The organism is Prevotella sp. AM34-19LB, assembly GCF_003468525.1.
Taxonomy (GTDB): Bacteria; Bacteroidota; Bacteroidia; order Bacteroidales; family Bacteroidaceae; genus Prevotella.
On record NZ_QSIG01000008.1, the window covers coordinates 31,453 to 51,527 of the forward strand.

Consider the following 20,075-nt stretch of genomic DNA (forward strand, 5'->3'; position numbering starts at 1 on the left):
TTGCCACAACTTAATTTGCCAAAAATGGGTTCATCGAAAATAAAAACAAAAAATAACCGCAAATAAAGGTATTTTCCCCTTAAAACTTAGGGTGGTCTCAAATCTTTTTTGTAACTTTGCGAAGTTTTAAAATAAAAAATATGAATAAGTTTCTAGTTTATCTCCATGTTGAGCCATACATGAAGCAGTGGCTCATCCATTCCTTCGGCAATCCTGTCGAATTCCCTGCTAGCAGCAACGAGAATGCTGTTATCAGAAGATTCACACAGAAGCAGCCTACAAACCTTAAGCCAGAACTGCCATCAGCAGACGAGATCGCAATCTGCATACCTGCCTGCAAATACAAGAATCCGGCTACATACAATTATCTCTCTCATCAAGCCAAGAAGGCATTGACCGAGAGCATCAGCGACCTGTTCCGCATAAACATGTGGAATGACCTCGGAGACCTATCAGATACGTCCTGCAAAAAGATGTCCGCATTCCGTTCCTGGTGTTCCATGCACGGCATAGATGTCGAATACGCTGAGACCGTCCGCATGAAGTGGTACCGCATGCGCAAGTCATACCAGAACAGAGGTGTGAACCTCTTTAATCATAAAAGATGCAGAAATAACGATTTTTAACGCAAAAATCGCATATACCATATACCCCTTTTTTGAACAGGTGCGAACAACTGCGAAATATTAGTTTTCCACATTATTATATATAGTATGAAGAGATTGAGTTTTATCACTAAAGTGCAGCGAGTACCAGTGAGTGAGCTTCCGTTCGAGACGCTTACCTGCAACAAGACTTTTTCCATTCCTGGTTCTGACAAGTGGCCGAAGGTTAAGTGTCAGCGACCGGCAAAGCTAGAAATAACAGACAAATTAGAGGATGGAGTCAGATTATATACCCATAAGCTGACTCTTCGCCTTCCTGATGATGACCTGGATACGAGTGTTCCATACGCTTACCTGGTGACGGATCTGGAATCTAATAAGTATCTCATAGGTGTAGGAGATAGACCTTATCCTATCATCAATATGTCAGATATCCATCCTGATTCACTAGGCTCTTCTACCTTCGTAGAGGCGGTCATTCAGTGGATCTACACGCGAAAGGCACCAAAAATAGCCTGATTGTCGTATTTTATTTTTGGCAATTGCCAAATTACCTTTGCAGAAAAAAGGTAAGCAAATGAAATACGGAATGATGATTTGTGGTACCATCGGAGCCGGCTACGACTGGTGGTCAGGACTACGGTACACGTTCCAAGGACGTCAAGGCATACCTTGACGCCCATCAGGATGAAGAGGTGCATATCGCAGTCTCGTCACCTGGTGGATTTGTTGATGAGGGTCTGACCATGTATCAGCTCATCAAGGATCATGGCAAGGTCAATGTGCATATCTTGGGTATGACAGCCTCCATCGCTACGGTTCTCTGCATGGGAGCCAAACATGTGGATATGTCGGTGGGCAGCACAATGCTCATACACAATGCCTCCACTGGAGTCACCGTGTGGGAGTCTGCTAACAAGGCCAAGCTTGATGAACTCATCAGAGATTGGAAGAAGCAGCGTGATGACCTCGATACAATCGACAAGGTCATCGCATCTGTCTATGCCAAGAAGTCGGGCAAGTCAAGCGATGATATCCTCGCTCAGATGGAAAAAGCGAACTGGCTCAGTCCAGAGCAGGCGCTTGAAATGGGTCTGATTGATGAGATCAAAGACCTGGATGAGGAGGATAAGATGCGACAGACCAATCTTGCCAAGAGATTCAATAATTCAGTATGCTCAACACTCGGTCTTCCTCCACTACCTCACGTGACCGCAGCTGATGAGCCTAGCAAGACATTCCTCGAGAAAGCTTACAACTCTCTCAAGGATATGTTTAAAAACAATTCTCAAATAATTAAAATGAAGAAGAAATTCCTCAACCTTCAGACCATCCTTGACCGCAAGGATGATTTTGAGGTTACCGATGAGAAGATTACTCTCACCGATGCAGAGATGCAGAAAATCGAGGATAGCCTTGTTCAGAAGCAGAAAGACTTCGAGGAGAAGTCAACTGCTCTCGACGCAGCTGAGAAGAAGGTCAAGGACCTGGAGGCTCAGATGGCCGAGAAAGACAAGGCTATCGAAGACAAGACTAAGGAGATCGAGGACTTGAAGGGCGCACCTGGTGATGACACCGTTGATGCACCTTCAACAGCACCTCAGGCTTCTCCTCGCGATTGCTATAATGCTTTATGTAATATTTAATGGCTGAACCAAAAAATATTGATATTACACCTGAGGAGCTTGCAAAGAGCTTCATCACGTACCGCAAGGATATTCTTCAGATGCCAATTCTGGCGCTCGAAGAAGTTACAAAATATATGCAGCTGCGCCAAGGCGTTCGCTATGCTGAGGAGGTGGGAGAGCTTGCTGGTTCATTCGAGATTGGACCATTCTCTTACACCCGCATCGACGATGAGCAGGTGAAGATTGTTGGCCGCAAGCTCGAGACCTTCCTGGGTTCCGGAGTCAAGGAGTTCAATCCTATCTCTGTAGTACAGAGCATCTATGGCTCATCAGTAGTGCAGGGTGATGCGCTTAAAAACACTCCTATCACCAAGTTGGTAGCGATGTACCTGTTCAAGCTTCTTGGTGAAGCTTTCCGCAACAGCATCTTCACCGCGAAGCGCAATGATGCTGGTAAGACTACCGCAGAGCTGTACAATGGCTTCAAGACCATCGCTGACGCAGAGGCTAAAGCTGGCAATCTTGATACTGCAAAGGGCAACCTCTTCAAGACTACAGCCATGACCGCTGAGAATGCGGTTGATGTCATTGAGCAGTTCATCGATGCAGCTGATGAGAAGCTGAGAGGTGAGAACACCATCCTCTTCTGCAACAAGAAAAGTAAGACTCTGTACGAGAGAGCATACCGTAATACTTACGGCCATCTCAACTACAACAAGGAGTTCAACAAGACTTACATCGATGGTGACCAGAAGTGTGAAATCGTCGGTCTCTCTTGCGTTCCTGATGGCTTCAAGCTCATCACACCTAAGAAGAATATGCTCGTCGGTATCGCTACATCTGGTGAGAAGTGCAACTTCGAGATAGAGAAGAGTCTTCGATCACACTTCCTCCTCGATTTCGTCGCTACCATGTTCTTCGGTTGTCAGTTCGAATCGATTTCGAAGGAGCGAATCCTGGTTGGTTATGACACTCTCCCTACAGCATAGGGAGAGCGTCTGATAGTTTAACGATTATACATTATATATATGGCACAGAAAAAATCATGTACTGATGCAGTCAACCTCTACGAGGATGTGATCAAGTGCCCTGGCCAGAAACGACTGCCTGGTACTCGTGCATACGGCTGGTTTATCCGTCGTGCATACATCACTAAGCTGGCAGAGCCGCAGAAGGAAGCTGCTGCTGCTCTTAAGGAATACCTTGTTATCAAGGAGTCTCATACCTTGCAGGCTGACAAGAAGTGGATCAGAGTGGAGTTTATTCCAGACAAGTCTTCCATCGCTCCTGAATCTCAGGGAGAAGAGGGCAGCAAGACCATGAACAACAAGGCGACCCTTGTTCTTCCTGGTACTGAAGAGGAGCAGCAGGCTACTGCTCCATGCTCCTCAACGACGACTGTATCTTCCTCGTCCCTCAGCGCAATGGTAAGGTTCGCCAGTTCGGTGACGATGCCTTCACTGTCTCCGTCACTCCATCTGCAACTACAGGTGCTTCTGTCACCGATGAGTCTAACACTACGTTGGAAATCTCTGTTGCGTGCGAGACTATGCCTCCATTCTACTTTGGTGACATCGTTACCGCTGATGGTACATATAGCGGTGAGACCTGCAAGCTGAAAGCGACAGGTGACGTGTAAGCAAGTCCATTTTTTATAATTCTCATAGTTTAAGCTGGCGAGGCGATGCTGATATGCTCGCCTCGCCTTTTATTTTTAGATATGATTGATAAAACATTCACACAGAAGATCAGTCAGTGGTTCGATAGCGAACATACTGACGAGAATATTCGGGAAGGAGCAATGATGCTCCTGCAGATTAATAACAATAAACATCTCTATCAGGTCATCAGCTTCAATCCGCAAGGTAAGCTGGAACTGCTCAAATATGAGCTGCGCAAGCATCTCAACTATCGCAATGCTGGTATGACGCTTGATGAGGTCAGAGACTACGACAATGCGGTGACTCCTATCCTTCAGGTTGCAGTAGATCGTACTACTGAAGCTGATGAGCAGGCACCTGATTTTATCCCTCATCTCCCTCAACTCTGCGGGGATAATGTAGTACTCTGCCCTGATGCCATCATTGCTAAAGGTAAGCGTGAGGACCACAATCAGCTCCCTGCTCATATCCAGGATATCTGGGAAGCAAATGCTGCGCTGTGGAAGAAAATCAAGGAGCATTTCGAGGCTTGCAAGGCATACACTCAGTCTTGCGACAGATACGAGGGATTGCATGCTGCAGATGAGGGCTTCCAGCAACTCCTCGGCACGCTTAAGCAGGAGTACTACGCATACAAGCAGGGCATGGAGGTCTATGACCATGCCACTGTGACGAATCCAGAAGATGAGCCGGAAGAGCAGCAGACCGATGCTGCCATCACCGCCAAGCAAATAAGCAATGCGCGATCCTATATCACAAAAAGCCTGCCGAAGATTATCGAGTTGCAGGAGAGTGGTGAGGCAGACAAGGCTGCTGCCTTGCGTGACAAGGTCAACGAGCGAGTGCAGCTGCTTGTTTCTGCCAAGGCTGAACTCACAGCTGATACCATTGCCAAGATTCAGCAGGCAGGCATCGAAATGCAGCCAGCTGAAGAGCAGCAGGTAGAGGAAAATGCAGCTGAGACAGAGGAGAAGGTAGATGAGAGCGAATCAGATACAACAAGTTCTGAAGCCGCTTCAGCAGAGTAGCTCGCAGGTCTATCTAGGTCAAGGCCTTCACACTCTTGGCTTGTTAGGCTGGATTCTGGAGCAGACCGGTCCGGCAGATGTTGCCGTCACGACCTTCTCTACTTCCGATGCCTTCCTGTGTGGAGTCATCAACCTTCGCAAGCGAGGGTTGATAGACCATTCTACGTTAGTGGCAGACATTAAAGCTTCAAGCAAAACTTTAAAGCTAAAACGCTTGATGACAGAGGCTTTTGATGAGGTTAAGCTTACGCTTAATCACTCGAAGATTATGTTGGTCAGTAACGCAGAGTGGTTAGTCTCCGTGATCACATCGCAGAATCAGACGTATGGTGACCGGGCGGAATGTACCTTCATCTCTCTCGATAGAGACGTCTATCTCGATATTCATAAAATGCTCAATAATTTGCTAGATGATAAGAACACAATTTCCATTCCTCGAGGAGAGTGAATTGTACCTGCAGGCGGTATATGATTATGCAAAGACCATGACGCCAGTGGAGGAGATTCCCATCCTGATGGACCTGCCTCCCGATGAGTCTGTGGCTATGCAACTGGAGCTGCAGGAGCCTAGATCGCCATATCGCAGGCGCTATCTTAGAGGTTTAGCGGAGACCGCTAATGAGTTGAGAACCAACAATATTGCATTGGCAAATGTCGGTTCTCCTGGTGCATATCAGGCAGTGATGACTCAGCTATCGCAGATTATTGCCAAAATCTCTTGATATGAGTCTTCCAGTCAATGTAGATGATTATATGAAGTACATGCCTCTCAACGAGGATGAGCTTCAAGACCTTCATCTCTCCGCTATCGTCAAGGCGAGAGTGGAGAGACTTCGGGGGTGCTATGCATTCTGGCTGCGCTACCCTCGATACACCGTCCGTGAGATGGTTGATCAGGATAAGGCAATGTTCGGTGTAAGCGAGAGCCAGGCATACGATGATATCCATCTCTGCCAGCTGATGCTGGGCAACCTCAATGCCGCATCCAAGGAGTTTTGGCGGTGGAAGGTCAATCAGGAGATTGACGAGGACCGCAAAGCAGCCTTGGCTGCAGGTGACTTCCGAGCGCTTGCCGTGATGCAGAAGAACCGCATCAAGAACAATCGCACCGATACTCCTGATGAACCAGAACTGGCATTCGACAAGATTGTTCCTGTCGAATTCCGTATGACAGATGACCCGACGGTCATCGGTTTGCAGAAGATTCCGAATCTTCGTGCAAAAATCAAGAAAATGGAGAAGCGCTATTCTATGCCTGACATAGAGGACGCTGATTTCGAGGAGATTCCAGATGATAGCAGCAAGTCAACCTAAACAGCTCTTCTTCAATGATGTTCAGTCTCGGGTTCTGCAGCTTATGCCCAAGACGCTAATCTGTGAGTGGGGGCGTGGAACAGGTAAGGGTGTGGTCGAGGCAGGCCGCATCCTCTATGCCGTCCAGCACATGCCAGGCTGCTGCCTCGGCATGGTGGCTCCCTCTGTCAAGCGATGTCAGACCAATATTCTTCCATCTGCCTGGTACACCTGGAGGAGTGGGGATACAAGCGAGACGTTCACTACATCGTGGGTAAAAAGCCGTGGAAGGCGCTCCACTGGCAGGATCCGCACTTCCAGCCTATGAACTGGGAGAACACCGTAGCCTTCTACAATGGCAGCTACCTCAACATCATCTCTCAGGACCGAAGTGGCACCTCCAACTCCCTCTCACTCGACCATGTCTTTATCGACGAGGCAAAATTTATTGATTGGGAGCAACTTAACAACGAAACGCTACCTGCCAATCGAGGCAACAAGCAGCTGTTCGGTGACTGCTGCCTGCACCATGGGCTTACGATTACTTCAGATACTTCTGCGACAAAGAAAGGTTCCTGGTTTATGTCGTGGGAGAAGAAGATGGATAAGGAGCTGATTGCTACTCTTGAGACGGTGCTGGTACATCTGCACAGTATCCGCAACAAGCTGGCTGCTCACCCAGAGCGGTACGATTACTACATGTCGCAGGTGCAGAAATACGAGAAGGTTCTGCACTCCCTCCGCTCTTATGCCCTGGTATATTCCAGGTGTTCGAGCATTCAGAACCTCGCAGTTCTGGGCGAGGACTTCATCAGGCAGATGAAGCGAGATTTGCCTAAGATGACTTTCCTCACAAGCATCATGTGTCAGCATGTGGGTATTGCCATGGACGGATTCTACTCCGGTCTTGACGAGGACCGAAACTTCTACACAGCGCCCAATACTTCGTATCTGGACGCACTGCAGTATAAGTTCAACCCGAAGAAAGACAAGATCGATTGCCGAACTGATGGAGATATAGAGGACGGTTTACCGCTGATCATCGGCCTGGATGCCAACACCAACATCAACTGTATGGTGGTGGGGCAGGTAGGTTCTGACCAGCGCCTCCGCATCATCAATTCGCTCTACGTGAAGTATGAGCGCAAGCTTCCTGAGGTTGCTCAGGACTTCTGCGACTATTACAAGTATCTCAAGAGCAAGAGGGTCATCTTCTACTACGATGCAACCTTCGTGGGCAACTCTTATGCGACTCACACCGATGACTTCTATCAGATAATCTCTAGAGTGCTCAGGCACAATGGATGGCTGGTGACTGAGGTCTATATCGGAAAACCTTGGAATCACCTGCAGAAGCAGGAACTCATCAACCGAATGTTCAAGGGCAAGGCCAATCACATGATCCTCATCAACCAGGACAACAACGAGGACCTGATTGTCTCTATTGAGAGCGCCGGCTGCTACAACAACGGCAAGGATAAGCGAGGAGAGAAGCTAGTGGAGACTGACGAGGACCGCCTGGAGAACAGAACTGACTTCTCCGATGCCTTCGATACCGTCTGCATTGGTGCAGAGAAGTTTCCTCAGAGTGTTCTATATACAGGTAGCATGAGCTGCCATTTTCCGACATAGGTTTTTTGATTTATATAATTTACTAGTTTTTATTTTTTGTCTTTTATTATTTTACTTTTTGCTGAAGGTTGTTGCTCGTGAGAGTAGCAGCCTTTTTTCATTCTTGCTGCAGAATAGGTATCGCCCTTGCAGGTCGATGGTTGTTTTGTCTGCTTTTCCGTACTTTTTCTTATTTCATTCTCGAAGCTCGATGGTCACTCATCCGAATTTTCCTGTGCGAAGGTAGCTTCTGGCGATTCAAACCGCTGTATGAACCTGCACTAAAAAAAGCCAAAGATTCTTCACGCAAGCTAAATCTTTACCTTTTCTTACCACAGAACCCCACATCTGTTTGCCTCTGCCAGCGCATTGTTATGCACAGGAAAAATCGAAAGAGTGACCGAGCTTTATACGGAATGAAATAAAAAAAATACTCCAAAGCAGGGAGATTGGAAAAATCTCTGAGATCCCTCGCATTACCAGAATAGAATTTTTAAAAGTTTAATGGATATGAGACAAAATTATTTAGTGGAATACGTTCCAAACGCTTACATCAACCTTTGCGTTGACAAGAATCAGCAGAGAGCAAATAATCAGCTTATCTACGATTTCAAGGCAGGCAAGACTGCCACCACACGCTTTTGCGCTGAGTTGTTAATCAGCTATCTGAGAAGACAATACGGCAGATTATTGGAGGATTTCGTTGTCGTTTTCGCACCCTGCAGCGCTCAATGGAAGTATAACAAGAGATTCGGCTATCTCGCAGCTATTCTCAACCAGGCAGGCATCAAGACCGCAAACGAGCACGTTCGCATCTATGGCGAGCGCAAGCCTACCCACAATGGCGGAAGCCATCACGTGAGCGAAGGACTCTATCACGTGGCTATCGATGGCAGCTACTTTGCTGGAAAGAACGTCATCCTTTTCGATGACCTCCTGACAAGCGGTCAGACCATCAACGAGTTTAAGGAGCAGCTGGAAGCTGCAGGAGCCTACATCGAGCGAGAGATTTTCGTAGGGCGTACAATTCATCACTGCCCTATCAGCAACAGAGGAATCCTGCAGGAGATGGCAGAGGGCTTCTACGAAGCAGTAGCAGCATCAAAGAGATGTTATCCACAAGGTATTTATAACGTAAAGTTGAACAATAATAAAGCAGCATAATATGAAGAAGTACAATGATATACTAGCAGACGAGAGACCGGAATACAAGGCAGCTAATTACGGATTTGAAAATCTTAGTAACACTGAGCTGTTATCGATGGTAATCAACCGAGGTGCAGGAACAAAGGAGAGTATCAGCCAAGCAAGGCAGTTGATGAACATAGCAGACGGGAAACTGAGTAACCTTGCAAAGCTATCAATGGATGAAATGCAGGTGGTGCAGGGCATCGGAGACTGCAAGGCGCTGGCAGTACTCGCAGCTCTAGAGATAGGCAAACGCAGGGCAAGGGAGCATGTAGCGAGAAGCCCGACCTAGGCAGCAGTCTGGCAATCTACAATTATCTCCATCTGCAGATGGCAGACCTCAATGTAGAGCAGGCGCACATCCTGCTGATGAATCAGAATTTCAGACTAATCAAGCACGTGAAGCTGAGTGAGGGAGGAATCACAGACACATCTGTAGATGTGAGGGTGATGATGAAGGAGGCAGTGACCGCAGGCGCAACAATCATGGCGCTGGCTCACAACCATCCAAGCGGAAGCCCAGCACCAAGCAGGGCAGACGATGAACTCACGAGGAAGGTCAAGCAGGCATGCGATATCATGCGCATCTTCTTTATGGACCACGTGATAGTAACAGATGGAAGCTTCTACTCTTATCACGACAAGGGCAAGCTATAGGACGAAGGGCAGTGAACTCACTGCCCTTTATTTTTGGGGCTAACTCGCTGGTGACCGCTGGTGCAGGGATGGCAGAAAGATGGCAATCGGCAGGGCAAACGGAAGGAGAAAAGGCAATTGCCACAAGGGAAAAAGCGCTACATATACCGCTCTGTTTTCGGGAGGCAATTGCCTCCGAGCGTAGGGCAGTGGAGGCTACCCTTACAGGGAAGCACGCTCCTTTTTCCACAACTTTCTAAAATTCCGTGAATTTCAGTAAGTTGACAAAAATGACCGTGGAAAATTTGTGCAAAAGCAGCAAATTTTGCAATCGTTTTGCAAACGATTGCCACCCGAAAATGGCGACTTATGACAATTCCTGCAGAATTGCCACAAGAAACGCACCATTTTCGGGTGAACCCCTCCATTGCATTACGGGGTAAAAGAGGAAAGGACATTTCTTGACATCATTCTGCAAATGATGAAAAAAAAGGTAAAAACCGTGTTTTATTGGGCTGGAATGTTAAAAATGTATTAAACATAATAAGTTTATTATGTAATATTTGCGTATATCAAAATTATTATGTACCTTTGCAATCGAGTTAAGGAACATGTTTAATCAATTAAATTTTTAAGCTATGCAAGAAGATTTAGAAAATGAAATCGAGAGAAAGAAAAAAGATATCGAAGACTTTCTCCGAATCGTGAAATTCACTGGTCTTTCACAGAAGGAAATCGAAAAGAGACTTGATTATCTCTTGGATGACCTTTCAAGACTGATGAAGAAAAGAAAGTAAAATGTTTAACTTCCCCTCCTTCGGGAGGGGATTACAAAATATATATTGATATGGAAGATATTAGAACCCTATTGGATGAATACAAGTCTCTTGCAGGTAATACCGATGCAATGAGCGAGGAGCGAAAAAATGAAATTATCGCTAAGCTGGAAACTATGGATAAGGATGCTGTGGCTGAAGTGGCAAAACCATTCCTGGAGGAAAATGTAACTCGCCTGGAGGGCGAAGTGAAAGCTCTCCGCAGCCAGATAGATGCAGAGGATTACAAACTGCTTCCTATCTCTTACATCGCTAAGACCTATTTCAACAAGAGCGCAGCATGGCTTTTGCAGCGTCTCAATGGATATCAGATCCGTGGAAAGGTTTATACGCTCAACCAGGAGCAGAAAGGCATCTTTAACCAGGCGGTCAAAGATATAAGCAGTCGCATTAGCGCATTGCAGTTAGCATAGCTAACATGTTCAATAACTCAACTCGGTCCCCGCCACGATTCCGTGCCGGGGACTTTTTACGTAAATTATCAAGAAAAAATGTTAGAAACACTGCATTTTTAGGGTTTATTGCCTAAAAATGCGGTGTTTTTCTTGTTTTTCCGAATTATTTTCGTACCTTTGCACATGCTATAATCTAGCATCAATTTCATTCATTGTGCTTCAGGGAAGTATACCGATTTTTATTTAGTTAGGGTGAAAATATATAAGTATCCATTAAACTACTAAATGTCATTCGTCGTGAGATGAGTAACAAGGGTGCCGGAGTTGCGATAAGCTCCTGGGCTTCGATGCCAGGCATCCACCAGAAGATGCTTAATTTCTTTTAAGATTTTAATGTTTAGTTTTTGTTAGAAAGAATCAGTAGGGTTCAAAGTTGTTTTATAGGTTTTTAGTAATAGATTTAGGTAATAAGGTTTTTTAGTTTTGGAGCCATCCGTGCGTGACGCATAGATGGCTTTTTTCATGCCCAAATGTTAAAACTTAGTTAATATAGCAAAAAAGCTACCTAAATATTTGGTAGTTTGTAGCTTTTTTGCTACCTTTGCAGTGTCAAAATGACAAAGAGTTCATTGATTTTATGAAAACAAAAGATTTGATTATGAGACTGAGAGATGCGGGATGCGTCCTGTCTCGACATGGTGGAAATCACGACAAGTGGACTAATCCTAAAACGGGTGTGTCGCAGTTCGTACCAAGACATAGTGGAGAGGTTCCTACGGGACTTGCCAATAAAATCTTGAGAGACTTGGTTGGGGGTTAACCCCAACCTTCCACCTTCAAATCCTTTTGTATTTTATGAGGGATATGGACTCTTTTTTATAAGGTAACTATAAAAATATTATATTAATATGAAGGTACAGATTATAGTGGAGCAGGCATCTGATGGCAAGTTTTGGTGCTATACAGAGCAGGGCATCGGAGATGTTGGTCTGAGTGCCATTGGTGACTCTGTGGCAGCAGCAAAAGCTGACTTGATGGAGTGCTACGAGGAAGCAAGGCAGGATGCTGAGGAGAACGGCAAGACGTTTCCTGAGGTGGAGTTTGAATATAAGTACGACCTTCAGTCGTTCTTCAATTACTTCTCGTTCCTCAATGTCTCGGACATCGCAAAGAGAGCGGGCATCAACCCATCGCTCATGCGGCAATATAGCAGCGGTGTCAAAAAAGCTGGAGAGAAGACATACCAGCGACTCAACGCTTGTATGAGCAATATTAAAGCGGATTTACAAGCAGCCGTCTTTTGATGGTTGTGTTTTCATAAAGTAATTAAATGAACTCTTGAGCCTCTGGTGCGTGACGCATCGGGGGCTCTTATTTATTAATCATTAAAGTTATAAATATGAGGAGCAAGAGACCTGATGATGATATGGATTTTATAGAGTGGTCCTGCAAACATTATCAAGATAAAAAGAATAAAGAGATGGATGCCAAAAGAAAGGCTGAGAAGAGAGAACGCAATAAATATTGGATGGAGATCATTACGTTCTTGGTGATGGTGATATCTGCCTTATACTCGTGCCTGGCTTCTACCATTAAGCAAGTATGGCAATGGCTATTGCTACAGCTTCAATGACAACAAGCAGAAAAAGGCGGTTGTTGTCTCTTTCTGCTATTTCTAACCGGTCGTTGGTCAAATCTATGCGTTCATTGGTCTTCTTGATAAGATCAATAACCCTATGCAGGGTAAGTTCCTTATTTCTTTCCATACCTTATTATATATATTATTAATTACACACCGCAAAGTTAGGAAAATAATCGGAGAATATTAGAGAAAATCGGAGAAAATCAGAGAAAATCAGAGAAAATCGGAGAAAATCGGAGAAAATCAGAGAAAATCGGGGAAAATCGGGGAATTTTCGAGGAAAATGCACGGAAAATCGGGGAATTTCCGAGGAATCCATTCCTCGAAGTGGCTGAACCGAAGGGAGATCCTGCAGTCGTTTCCGGTCGTTTTTGGTCGTTTTTCCGGTCGTTTCCGGTCATTCCTGGATATGATTCCGAATGAATCCGCAAAATCATTCCGTTTGATTCCTTTTCTTTCCTTTTCATTCCTCAACCCCTTGTTTTATGCTCTAAAACATAAAAAAGTCATTTTCTTTAAAATTTCTCGCTTTTTTTTTGGCGGTTCCAAATATTCTTTGTACTTTTGCCATCGCTTATAAGATAGTAGTAATCTACTCAGCGATGGCGACTGTTTCGCCTAGGCTTCACGCCGTGGGCTTTTTTATGCCTATAAAGTATCATTTTCCCGGCAGCGGGAAAAAGGTCTTTACAATATGGCGGTTGCATGATCCGTAAGATACTTGCCCTTCGCTGGGAAAGCTACCATCTTATAAGCAGCGGTGAATGTGACCGCCACCATTGTATTTATACATCAAGGTCGGTCTATAATGCTTATAAGATGGCAATTATGCAGAATTCAATTTTATTAAGTGATGCGCAGGTAAGACCTGCAGGCATCAGCGTCAACGAGGGCATCCATACCCTCAAGTGTGAAATCAAGCGTGAGGCTAAGCGCCTCTGGGCTACCAAGAGTGAGGCCTTCAGCTTCCTCTGCGAGGAAAGCGTGAGCTATGGCGAGGTAGCGAAGACCATAGTTGGCATAGTCAGCTTTGTGTGCGTGATGATTGTTGGTGGTTATCTTTTCGGAGGGGAGGTGATGTAGTTATGGAGGAGAATAAAAAGAATATCAATGACTTCATTGCCGATGTTGTTAAGTGTGATGGCATCCCTGAAGGAGAAGATCACATGCAGTATATCGATATGATAAATAAAGCGCTGAGTGCTTGGGCAGATTGCAATGAAAATAGAGGATATATCCTCATAGCAGTCGGAGAATCTAAAGTGGAGAACGGCTATCCTGAAGGCATGTTGACCAATTCTGCTTTCGGATTTGATGGAAACAGACATAAGCTTGTGGGCTTCTTAAGCGTACTTATGGCGCAAGATGAGAATTTCCGCAAATTGCTTTACTTAGCTCTTATGCTGAATAAAAAGAAGATATGAGCAAACCGAAGAATGTAATTGACCTCCACAAGAAGAGGCATAGAGTATATAAGGCGCTCATCGCTAGATACCTGGAGCTGGATTCTTACTACGTGCAGCTGTGGAACAATCTCCAGATATTACGAAGCGCGGCCAATCTTGTAACGGTTGCAGAGGTGCGAGATTACCTGTTTGATGCAATCAGAAAGTTGGAAGCCTTAGCTGTGAGAGTCTGCCGCCAGCGAGATAAATATGATCTGTGGGCAGCCAAGATTTTCGAATCTTGCAATCTGATGTATTCAGCCTACGGACAAGTATATTCACCGGAAGAAGAATTCCCTTATAATGAAGAATGATTATGGAGAATGAAGATTATAACATCGATGCGTTCGAGACAGAATTACTCGACGCATACTTCAAGTTCCGTTCCAACCTGCCAATGAAGGATGAGGAGACCGGACTTGAATACAAGAAGAGTTTCAAGACCTCGCAGGATATCATCAGCGAGCTGAACTGTATGGGAGGCGTATCATACGCCTGCGTGAGTGACTACATGAAGAGTCACGGCTATGTCATCGCTACGCAACCGGACGGAAACGTAGCCTGGGCAATCTGGGAAAGAGTTCACATCATCAAATAGTTTATTTGCTAGATTTCATCTACCTGTTTTTGAAGCGGATGGCTGCTCGGGAGAGTGGCCATCCGTATTTTTATTTTGGCAATTGCCAAAGTATCTTTGCACTAAAAAAGATAATATGACCATCAATTCACTACCATCGGGCAAGGTGTTCCTGGAGAACATACCCGATATCATCATTCTCACAGCCAAGACGCGGCTGGCTGTAACCATCGCACTCGCAGACAAGACCATATACGAGGAGTTTCTGTACCCTGCCGATGGCGAGGTGGTTGTCTCCGACCTGGCAGACATCTTCCGTCCTTACGCACGTCAGCAGCTTGCCGTGTCGGCAACCATCACCATCAGGGAGCAGACCGTAGAGGGCGAGACAGAGACCGACGTGGCTACCAAACAGGCGAGCCTGCAGGTACTCTACACCTCCGTGGACATCGTGGGCGTAGATTGCGAGAGCTTCCTCGACAATCATTTCCTCACCCTGCTGCAGGAGTGCAAGCGCACCGCTATCGGCCGTCTAGAGTATCTCCACTACCTCGGTACCGGCACGGCTACCGTGACGGCATACTACAGGCAGCATGCCGCTGATGGCAGCGAGGAGACCCGCACATTCACCGCTACTGCAGTAGCTGGCAATGACATCTACACGACCATCGACGTTTCTCCGTCTCGCTTCACCGCTGATGCTCTCGACCTGCTCTACTACGAGGTAGAGGCAGGCAAGCGCCTCATGAGGTTCATCATCGACCCATCGCAGCCAGACTGCGCTCCGTGCCTCCTCTTCACCAATTCCTTCGGATGCCAGGAGCTCATCTACTGCGAGGGCAAGCACGAGGTGAATCCGGAATATACCAGGGATGCTGCCTACATAGGCGGTCTGAAGACCAACTATCGCATCACTGAGCAGCGCAACTTCAATGCTGATACCGGCTATCTGAGCCGCGATATGGCAAACTGGGCAGAAGACCTCTTCCGTTCCGACGAGGTCTATATCGTCAACTTCGTGGATGGCAATCCGGTGGTGGGCAAGCGCATCACCATCAACTCGTCAACGTCCAAGAATGACAACCTGCACGACACCCTTCCGCGCTTCACCTTCAGCTACGTCTATGCGCAGCGCCAGCACAACGTACTGGACCTGCAGAGAGGCGGCAGGATTTTCGATAACACATTCGACAATACGTTCAACTGATGACTATCAAGAATGCATATCATATCAATGATGTCTGTCTCCTCCTCGACAAGGCGAAGGCAGATGAAGCTGCCGTAAACCTGAAGGCGTGGACATCAGACGGCAGGGTCATCGACTACAGCGGATGGCTGGTCAAGGGTGGCAGCTGGCGAGGTGGATTCCATCGCCTGGTTAACCCGGCTAATGGCGAGGTTCGCACGGTGCCGGACATTTATATTTTCAACTTTTTAGGTAAACCAGTATTTCTATGAGCAATAAATATCAGATGCAGCAGATAGGTGGCAATGCCACCGTCTCCCGATATGCCGTAGTGGCAGAGGGAGTATCAGAAGTAACCAATGCTGCAACCATCGAGCAGCAGTATGGCCGAGACACAAGCTTTCTCGGATCAGGAGAGATTGGTGATGCTACCTTCCGGGCTCTCGAGGTGGGAGGCAGGTCATACGAGTATGTCAACTATGGAGATGATGACAACATTCCTTATCTCCTGCAGCAGCTCCTTCGCAAGAACATGGTTGCGCAGCGCGCCATGGCGTTCAACGTTCAATGCTGCTACGGGCAGGGGCTTCGGTTCATCGACCGGGAGACCAAGCAGGACGTGGCAGACGAGGAAATCCGCAAGTTCTGCCTGAGCAACAGCATACACGAAGTGTTCATGCAGCAGGCTACCGATATGAAGTTTTTTGCCTGGTCCGTGGAGGTCATCATCCTCTCTCGAGACCATAAACGCATCGTCAATATCCGACACAAGGACGTGTCCTACTGCCGCCTGCAGCGACCGAACAAGAGCGGTCGCATCGAAAACGTCTTCTTCGGTGATTTCAGCCATTTTCAGCAGGATCTCGAGGCAGAGGTCATTCCACTCCTGGATCTCTACGACCCTCTGGGCGACCTCCTGGCCCGCATGGGCAAGGCACCAGACCCATACACGGGCATCCGGGGCAAGGCTCCAAAGGATGGTACGAACTGCAAGTTCGCCATCATCAGCCGAATGCCTACACCAGGCATGCAGTACTATCCGATACCATACTATGCCAGCATCTTCGATGATGCCTGGTATGATATCTACAGACTCATCGGCATAGGCAAACGCTACATGATCAAGAACACGTCTGCTCCTCGCATACAGATAGAGGTGCATCGCGACTACTGGGATGAGCTCTGCAACAACGAGGGCATCATTGAGCCGGAAGAGCGCAAGGCGCGCATCCTGAAGGAGAAGGAGAACATCATCAATTTCGTCTGTGGCCCGGAGAATGCCGGCAAGGCGCTCATCACTGGCTATTATCTTGATCCGAACGGCAAGGAGCAGCGCATGGTGCGCATCATTAACCTCTCAGAGGGCAACAAGAAGGAAGGTGGAGACTGGGCTGAAGATATGAGCGAGGCATCCAATGCGCTCTGCTTCGCACTCGGCTGCCATCCGAACCTGATTGGAGCGACACCCGGCAAGAGCCAGATGAACAATTCCGGCTCAGACAAGCGGGAACTCTTCATCATGAAGCAGTCGCTCGAAAAGGCATCACACGACATCATGGCAAAACCGTGGCATGTCATCCTTCACTACAATCTGTGGGCAGACAAGAATATCACGGTCGATGTTCCGATAATAGAGCTGACAACGCTCGACAAGAACAAAGACCAGCAGACATCAATCGTTAACAATAATGGCAATGAAAATTCAGATAAGTAAAGAAGACTTCGAGCAGAGCATCCTCGTAGCGACAAGCTCGCACTCTGAGGTGTTCGAGTCTGTGAGACCTCATTTCTATGAGGCATACAACAATATTCAGAAGCGCTTCCTCGGGTACGTGGGCGAGGAAGCACTGGAGACGAGTGAGCGGCTATCGGCTGCAGTAGTCAAGACTGTATGCCTGACTGCATTCCTCGGCAACGTTCGCCATCTCGACCTGGTACTCACTCCGACAGGCTTCGGAGTAGTTGCCAACAATGAGGTCTCTCCTGCATCATCTGCGAGAGTAGAGGCGCTGATAGAGCAGTGTATGGTCGCATGCTTGAAGGCAGAGGGCGAAATGATTACCTGGTTGTCTGCAACAGAAGGGTGGGGTGAGAGCCTGCAGGCGAAGATGAGCATACCGCTTCTGGTCTTCAGCATCGAGCAGTATGCCTTCCAGGTGAAGCAGGAGCTATCATCCAAGCAGTGGAAGGATAAACTGTCAGCACTCTACGAAGCTGATGGGGTGATGCGCAGGGTCATATCTGACGAGCAGATGGATGATCTGCTAGAGATGGAGCGGGGAGCCAAGGACAAGGATGACACCGCGGTAGAACTCATCTTCAAGGTGCGCAGATGCATGATCTTTCTGGCTGAGGGTCTGCTGACAGCCTACTCAACAGAGCATGGCCGTCTGCTCAGATACCTCGATGCCAACCTCGATAAATTCAAATTATATGCGGATTCATCGGCATATAAAGCTAATCATTTTAAAGAATATCAGAATGGAAAAGAGAAACCTGCCTTCATTTTCAATTCGTGATGGCAAACGAGTCTTCGAGTTTTCTGCTCCTAGTTCCTGGGAACAGCTGCAGGGGGATGAGCTGCGCTACATTCTCAGCGTTCTGACTCTATATCAGGAGCAGACAGTAGCGAAATGCAGCATTCTCTTCAGACTATGCGGCATCGAAGTGATTAAGCATACCAGAACTGGTTGGAAATGCAGCGTTCCCTGTCTAACAAAAAATGGCAAAAAGAAGCGGAAAGTGCTATATCTGAGCGAGGGAGAAATCCTCTCTCTCCTCAAAAACTTCGATTTCATCGGAGATTACACCTATTATCTGCCGCTCGACACGTGTGCCGGTCTCTATGCCGTGGAACGGCTCATCAGAGACGTCACCTTCTTCGATTATCTGCAGCTGGAGAAGAACTACCAGCTGTATCTTATCCACAAGGACGACAAGTTCCTGAAGAAGATGGGGTGGATTCTATACCGGAATGAATCCGGAGAATCCGATGAAACCGCCATTTTTCAGCCTTATGAACTTCTGAACGTCTTCATGTGGTACTCCTCCATCAAGGGATACCTGGCAGAGAACTTCCCTCACTTCTTCAAGCCATCGAAGGAAGGTGGAGAACTGAAACAGGAGGACCTGATGCCTGCAATGCAGGCGCAGATCCGCGCACTCACCGATGGAGACATCACCAAGCAGCAGGCAGTCTATGACTCGCTCTGCTGGGATGCGCTCTCCGAGCTTGATAACAAGGCGAGAGAGGCAGAGGAATTCAAGGCCAGAAACAGCAATAATGCAACATGACAGATAAATTATTCGATTCCATCGCATATTTCAAGCAATTGTGCGAGGAAAACAAGACCTGCAGGGCTTATAATTTTGTCGCAACGACGTGTTCCGGCCCCGACAGCGTGCAGGGCGTGATGCAGCAGTTCCGCAAGGCTGCGAACTTTGTCATGGTCTCAGACACCGTTGACAGCAATACGCATTCTGCCGGTGAAGGCTTCTTCGACCGCAACGTCTATACGGTGTGGATCCTCGCAGCATACAAGCGTGACGACATGGAGGACAGAGAGGCGAAGCTGAATCTCTGCAGATACATCTTCCGCCAGTTCATCAGCCGAATGCTTCACGACAAGTATCGGGAGGCATTCGACGGTCAGCTGGAGTTCCTGGATCTCCGTCAGATCTATTCGAGCGAGCTGGGCAGATACAGCCTGAATGGAGTCACAGGACTCTATTTTATGATGAACTCAGACGAGCCTATCGATGTACAATATGATGAGAACTTATGGCAGACCAATCAGCATTAGATGAACTGCTCAAATACGAGCAGGGATGGACCGACAACATGGGTGACTACTGGCGCGAGCGCATGGAGCGCTTGCGTACAATAGATACAGGTGCGCTCTATGCGAGCATCAAGGGGCACCTGGAGCAAGGATCCGTGACGACCATCGAACACAAGTTCCTGCAGTACGGTATCTACGTGGCAGCAGGTGTAGGTCCTGCTCACGTCTGGGAGAAGTGGACAGAAGCGCAGGGAGGCGAGAAGATTGCCCGAGTCAACGAGGGGGACCTGGAATTCCTCGGCAAGGAATATCGAGCGAAGCACGACATGAATAAGCCTAAGAAGGTGGGTCCTGCCTGGGGTGGTCGTGTCGCTGGTGGTCCGCCTATCGGCAGACGCGACTGGTTTTCGCAGAAGTATTATGCCTCAGTCATGAAGCTCAACGAGCATGAAGCTGACTTCTTCGGCAGCAAGTGGAATGGTCTGATGGCATCAGCGCTGACAGAAATCTTCCGTGGAATCGGTGCATCACGCAACCTGTAGTGCGTATTTTTATCGATTTC

29 protein-coding genes are annotated in these 20,075 nt (G+C 47.3%); 27 read left to right on the forward strand and 2 right to left on the reverse strand.

Going from position 1 to position 20,075, the window contains the following annotated elements:
* Positions 1-140: 140 nt before the first annotated feature.
* The 6 genes from DW830_RS04045 to DW830_RS04070 all read left to right on the forward strand — a co-directional run bounded on the left by DW830_RS04045 (position 141) and on the right by DW830_RS04070 (position 4,922).
* Positions 141-626 (forward strand): hypothetical protein, encoded by a 486-nt coding sequence (locus tag DW830_RS04045; protein WP_119248967.1) that lies wholly within the window; start codon positions 141-143, stop codon positions 624-626.
* Between the two features lie 87 nt (positions 627-713).
* Positions 714-1,124 carry a hypothetical protein gene (locus DW830_RS04050; protein WP_119248968.1) on the forward strand — a complete coding sequence of 137 codons (411 nt, stop codon included), beginning with the start codon at positions 714-716 and terminating at the stop codon, positions 1,122-1,124.
* 80 nt (positions 1,125-1,204) lie between these two features.
* The gene (locus tag DW830_RS04055; protein ID WP_119248969.1) at positions 1,205-2,251 is read left to right on the forward strand and encodes a Clp protease ClpP; all 1,047 of its coding nucleotides are present in this window, start codon (positions 1,205-1,207) and stop codon (positions 2,249-2,251) included.
* Positions 2,251-3,222, forward strand: coding sequence for a hypothetical protein (locus tag DW830_RS04060; RefSeq protein WP_119248970.1), 972 nt, complete (start codon positions 2,251-2,253; stop codon positions 3,220-3,222). Before DW830_RS04055 ends, DW830_RS04060 begins: the two co-directional genes overlap by 1 nt.
* A gap of 39 nt (positions 3,223-3,261) precedes the next feature.
* Positions 3,262-3,852: a hypothetical protein gene (locus DW830_RS04065; RefSeq protein ID WP_119248971.1), complete on the forward strand. Its 591-nt coding sequence runs from the start codon at positions 3,262-3,264 to the stop codon at positions 3,850-3,852.
* 101 nt (positions 3,853-3,953) lie between these two features.
* On the forward strand, positions 3,954-4,922 hold the full coding sequence (locus DW830_RS04070; protein WP_119248972.1) for a hypothetical protein: 969 nt from the start codon (positions 3,954-3,956) through the stop codon (positions 4,920-4,922).
* 27 nt (positions 4,923-4,949) lie between these two features.
* On the opposite strand, the gene DW830_RS15760 is transcribed toward DW830_RS04070, so the two are convergent.
* Positions 4,950-5,117 carry a hypothetical protein gene (locus DW830_RS15760; RefSeq protein ID WP_158573434.1) on the reverse strand — a complete coding sequence of 56 codons (168 nt, stop codon included), beginning with the start codon at positions 5,115-5,117 and terminating at the stop codon, positions 4,950-4,952.
* Between the two features lie 215 nt (positions 5,118-5,332).
* Here DW830_RS15760 and DW830_RS04080 point away from each other — a divergent pair, with 215 nt between their 5' ends.
* The 10 genes from DW830_RS04080 to DW830_RS04125 all read left to right on the forward strand — a co-directional run bounded on the left by DW830_RS04080 (position 5,333) and on the right by DW830_RS04125 (position 12,185).
* On the forward strand, positions 5,333-5,644 hold the full coding sequence (locus DW830_RS04080) for a hypothetical protein (RefSeq protein ID WP_147487200.1): 312 nt from the start codon (positions 5,333-5,335) through the stop codon (positions 5,642-5,644).
* Position 5,645: 1 nt separating this feature from the next.
* Positions 5,646-6,236 (forward strand): hypothetical protein, encoded by a 591-nt coding sequence (locus DW830_RS04085; protein ID WP_119248975.1) that lies wholly within the window; start codon positions 5,646-5,648, stop codon positions 6,234-6,236.
* A gap of 174 nt (positions 6,237-6,410) precedes the next feature.
* Positions 6,411-7,847 carry a hypothetical protein gene (locus tag DW830_RS04090; RefSeq protein WP_119248976.1) on the forward strand — a complete coding sequence of 479 codons (1,437 nt, stop codon included), beginning with the start codon at positions 6,411-6,413 and terminating at the stop codon, positions 7,845-7,847.
* A 489-nt stretch (positions 7,848-8,336) separates the two neighbouring features.
* Entirely contained in the window at positions 8,337-8,990 is a 654-nt protein-coding gene (locus tag DW830_RS04095; protein WP_147487201.1) for a phosphoribosyltransferase, read from the forward strand.
* A gap of 1 nt (position 8,991) precedes the next feature.
* Complete coding sequence (locus tag DW830_RS04100; protein WP_119248978.1) at positions 8,992-9,306, forward strand: UPF0758 domain-containing protein; 315 nt, start codon at positions 8,992-8,994, stop codon at positions 9,304-9,306.
* 38 nt (positions 9,307-9,344) lie between these two features.
* Positions 9,345-9,671, forward strand: coding sequence for a JAB domain-containing protein (locus tag DW830_RS04105; RefSeq protein ID WP_119248979.1), 327 nt, complete (start codon positions 9,345-9,347; stop codon positions 9,669-9,671).
* Positions 9,672-10,288: 617 nt separating this feature from the next.
* Entirely contained in the window at positions 10,289-10,447 is a 159-nt protein-coding gene (locus DW830_RS15765) for a hypothetical protein (protein WP_153090723.1), read from the forward strand.
* 50 nt (positions 10,448-10,497) lie between these two features.
* Positions 10,498-10,899 carry a DUF5053 domain-containing protein gene (locus DW830_RS04115; protein ID WP_119248981.1) on the forward strand — a complete coding sequence of 134 codons (402 nt, stop codon included), beginning with the start codon at positions 10,498-10,500 and terminating at the stop codon, positions 10,897-10,899.
* Between the two features lie 640 nt (positions 10,900-11,539).
* A complete protein-coding gene (locus DW830_RS04120) occupies positions 11,540-11,701 on the forward strand; it encodes a type II toxin-antitoxin system HicA family toxin (protein WP_233544374.1) in 162 nt (53 codons plus the stop codon).
* Positions 11,702-11,789: 88 nt separating this feature from the next.
* On the forward strand, positions 11,790-12,185 hold the full coding sequence (locus DW830_RS04125; protein ID WP_119248983.1) for a pilus assembly protein HicB: 396 nt from the start codon (positions 11,790-11,792) through the stop codon (positions 12,183-12,185).
* Between the two features lie 288 nt (positions 12,186-12,473).
* Here the strand turns inward: DW830_RS04125 and DW830_RS15770 are convergent, their stop codons facing one another.
* Positions 12,474-12,647 (reverse strand): hypothetical protein, encoded by a 174-nt coding sequence (locus DW830_RS15770; RefSeq protein ID WP_158573435.1) that lies wholly within the window; start codon positions 12,645-12,647, stop codon positions 12,474-12,476.
* Between the two features lie 704 nt (positions 12,648-13,351).
* Between DW830_RS15770 and DW830_RS04135 the strand changes: the two genes are divergently transcribed.
* The 11 genes from DW830_RS04135 (at position 13,352) to DW830_RS04185 (ending at position 20,055) form a co-directional block, all read left to right on the forward strand.
* Positions 13,352-13,606 carry a hypothetical protein gene (locus DW830_RS04135; RefSeq protein WP_119248985.1) on the forward strand — a complete coding sequence of 85 codons (255 nt, stop codon included), beginning with the start codon at positions 13,352-13,354 and terminating at the stop codon, positions 13,604-13,606.
* A gap of 2 nt (positions 13,607-13,608) precedes the next feature.
* Complete coding sequence (locus tag DW830_RS04140) at positions 13,609-13,947, forward strand: hypothetical protein (protein ID WP_119248986.1); 339 nt, start codon at positions 13,609-13,611, stop codon at positions 13,945-13,947.
* On the forward strand, positions 13,944-14,282 hold the full coding sequence (locus DW830_RS04145; RefSeq protein WP_119248987.1) for a hypothetical protein: 339 nt from the start codon (positions 13,944-13,946) through the stop codon (positions 14,280-14,282). The genes DW830_RS04140 and DW830_RS04145 overlap by 4 nt, the downstream gene beginning before the upstream one ends.
* 2 nt (positions 14,283-14,284) lie before the next feature.
* Positions 14,285-14,566, forward strand: coding sequence for a hypothetical protein (locus tag DW830_RS04150; protein WP_147487202.1), 282 nt, complete (start codon positions 14,285-14,287; stop codon positions 14,564-14,566).
* A gap of 115 nt (positions 14,567-14,681) precedes the next feature.
* Positions 14,682-15,752, forward strand: coding sequence for a hypothetical protein (locus DW830_RS04155; protein ID WP_119248989.1), 1,071 nt, complete (start codon positions 14,682-14,684; stop codon positions 15,750-15,752).
* Complete coding sequence (locus DW830_RS04160) at positions 15,752-16,003, forward strand: maintenance system killer protein (protein WP_119248990.1); 252 nt, start codon at positions 15,752-15,754, stop codon at positions 16,001-16,003. Before DW830_RS04155 ends, DW830_RS04160 begins: the two co-directional genes overlap by 1 nt.
* The gene (locus DW830_RS04165) at positions 16,000-17,445 is read left to right on the forward strand and encodes a hypothetical protein (RefSeq protein ID WP_119248991.1); all 1,446 of its coding nucleotides are present in this window, start codon (positions 16,000-16,002) and stop codon (positions 17,443-17,445) included. Before DW830_RS04160 ends, DW830_RS04165 begins: the two co-directional genes overlap by 4 nt.
* Positions 17,426-18,250 (forward strand): DUF6712 family protein, encoded by an 825-nt coding sequence (locus DW830_RS04170; RefSeq protein WP_147487203.1) that lies wholly within the window; start codon positions 17,426-17,428, stop codon positions 18,248-18,250. Before DW830_RS04165 ends, DW830_RS04170 begins: the two co-directional genes overlap by 20 nt.
* A complete protein-coding gene (locus DW830_RS04175; protein WP_119248993.1) occupies positions 18,213-19,025 on the forward strand; it encodes a hypothetical protein in 813 nt (270 codons plus the stop codon). The genes DW830_RS04170 and DW830_RS04175 overlap by 38 nt, the downstream gene beginning before the upstream one ends.
* Positions 19,022-19,534, forward strand: a complete 513-nt coding sequence (locus DW830_RS04180) for a hypothetical protein (protein ID WP_119248994.1) — start codon at positions 19,022-19,024, stop codon at positions 19,532-19,534. The genes DW830_RS04175 and DW830_RS04180 overlap by 4 nt, the downstream gene beginning before the upstream one ends.
* Positions 19,513-20,055 carry a hypothetical protein gene (locus DW830_RS04185; protein ID WP_119248995.1) on the forward strand — a complete coding sequence of 181 codons (543 nt, stop codon included), beginning with the start codon at positions 19,513-19,515 and terminating at the stop codon, positions 20,053-20,055. Before DW830_RS04180 ends, DW830_RS04185 begins: the two co-directional genes overlap by 22 nt.
* The last annotated feature ends 20 nt before the right edge of the window (positions 20,056-20,075 follow it).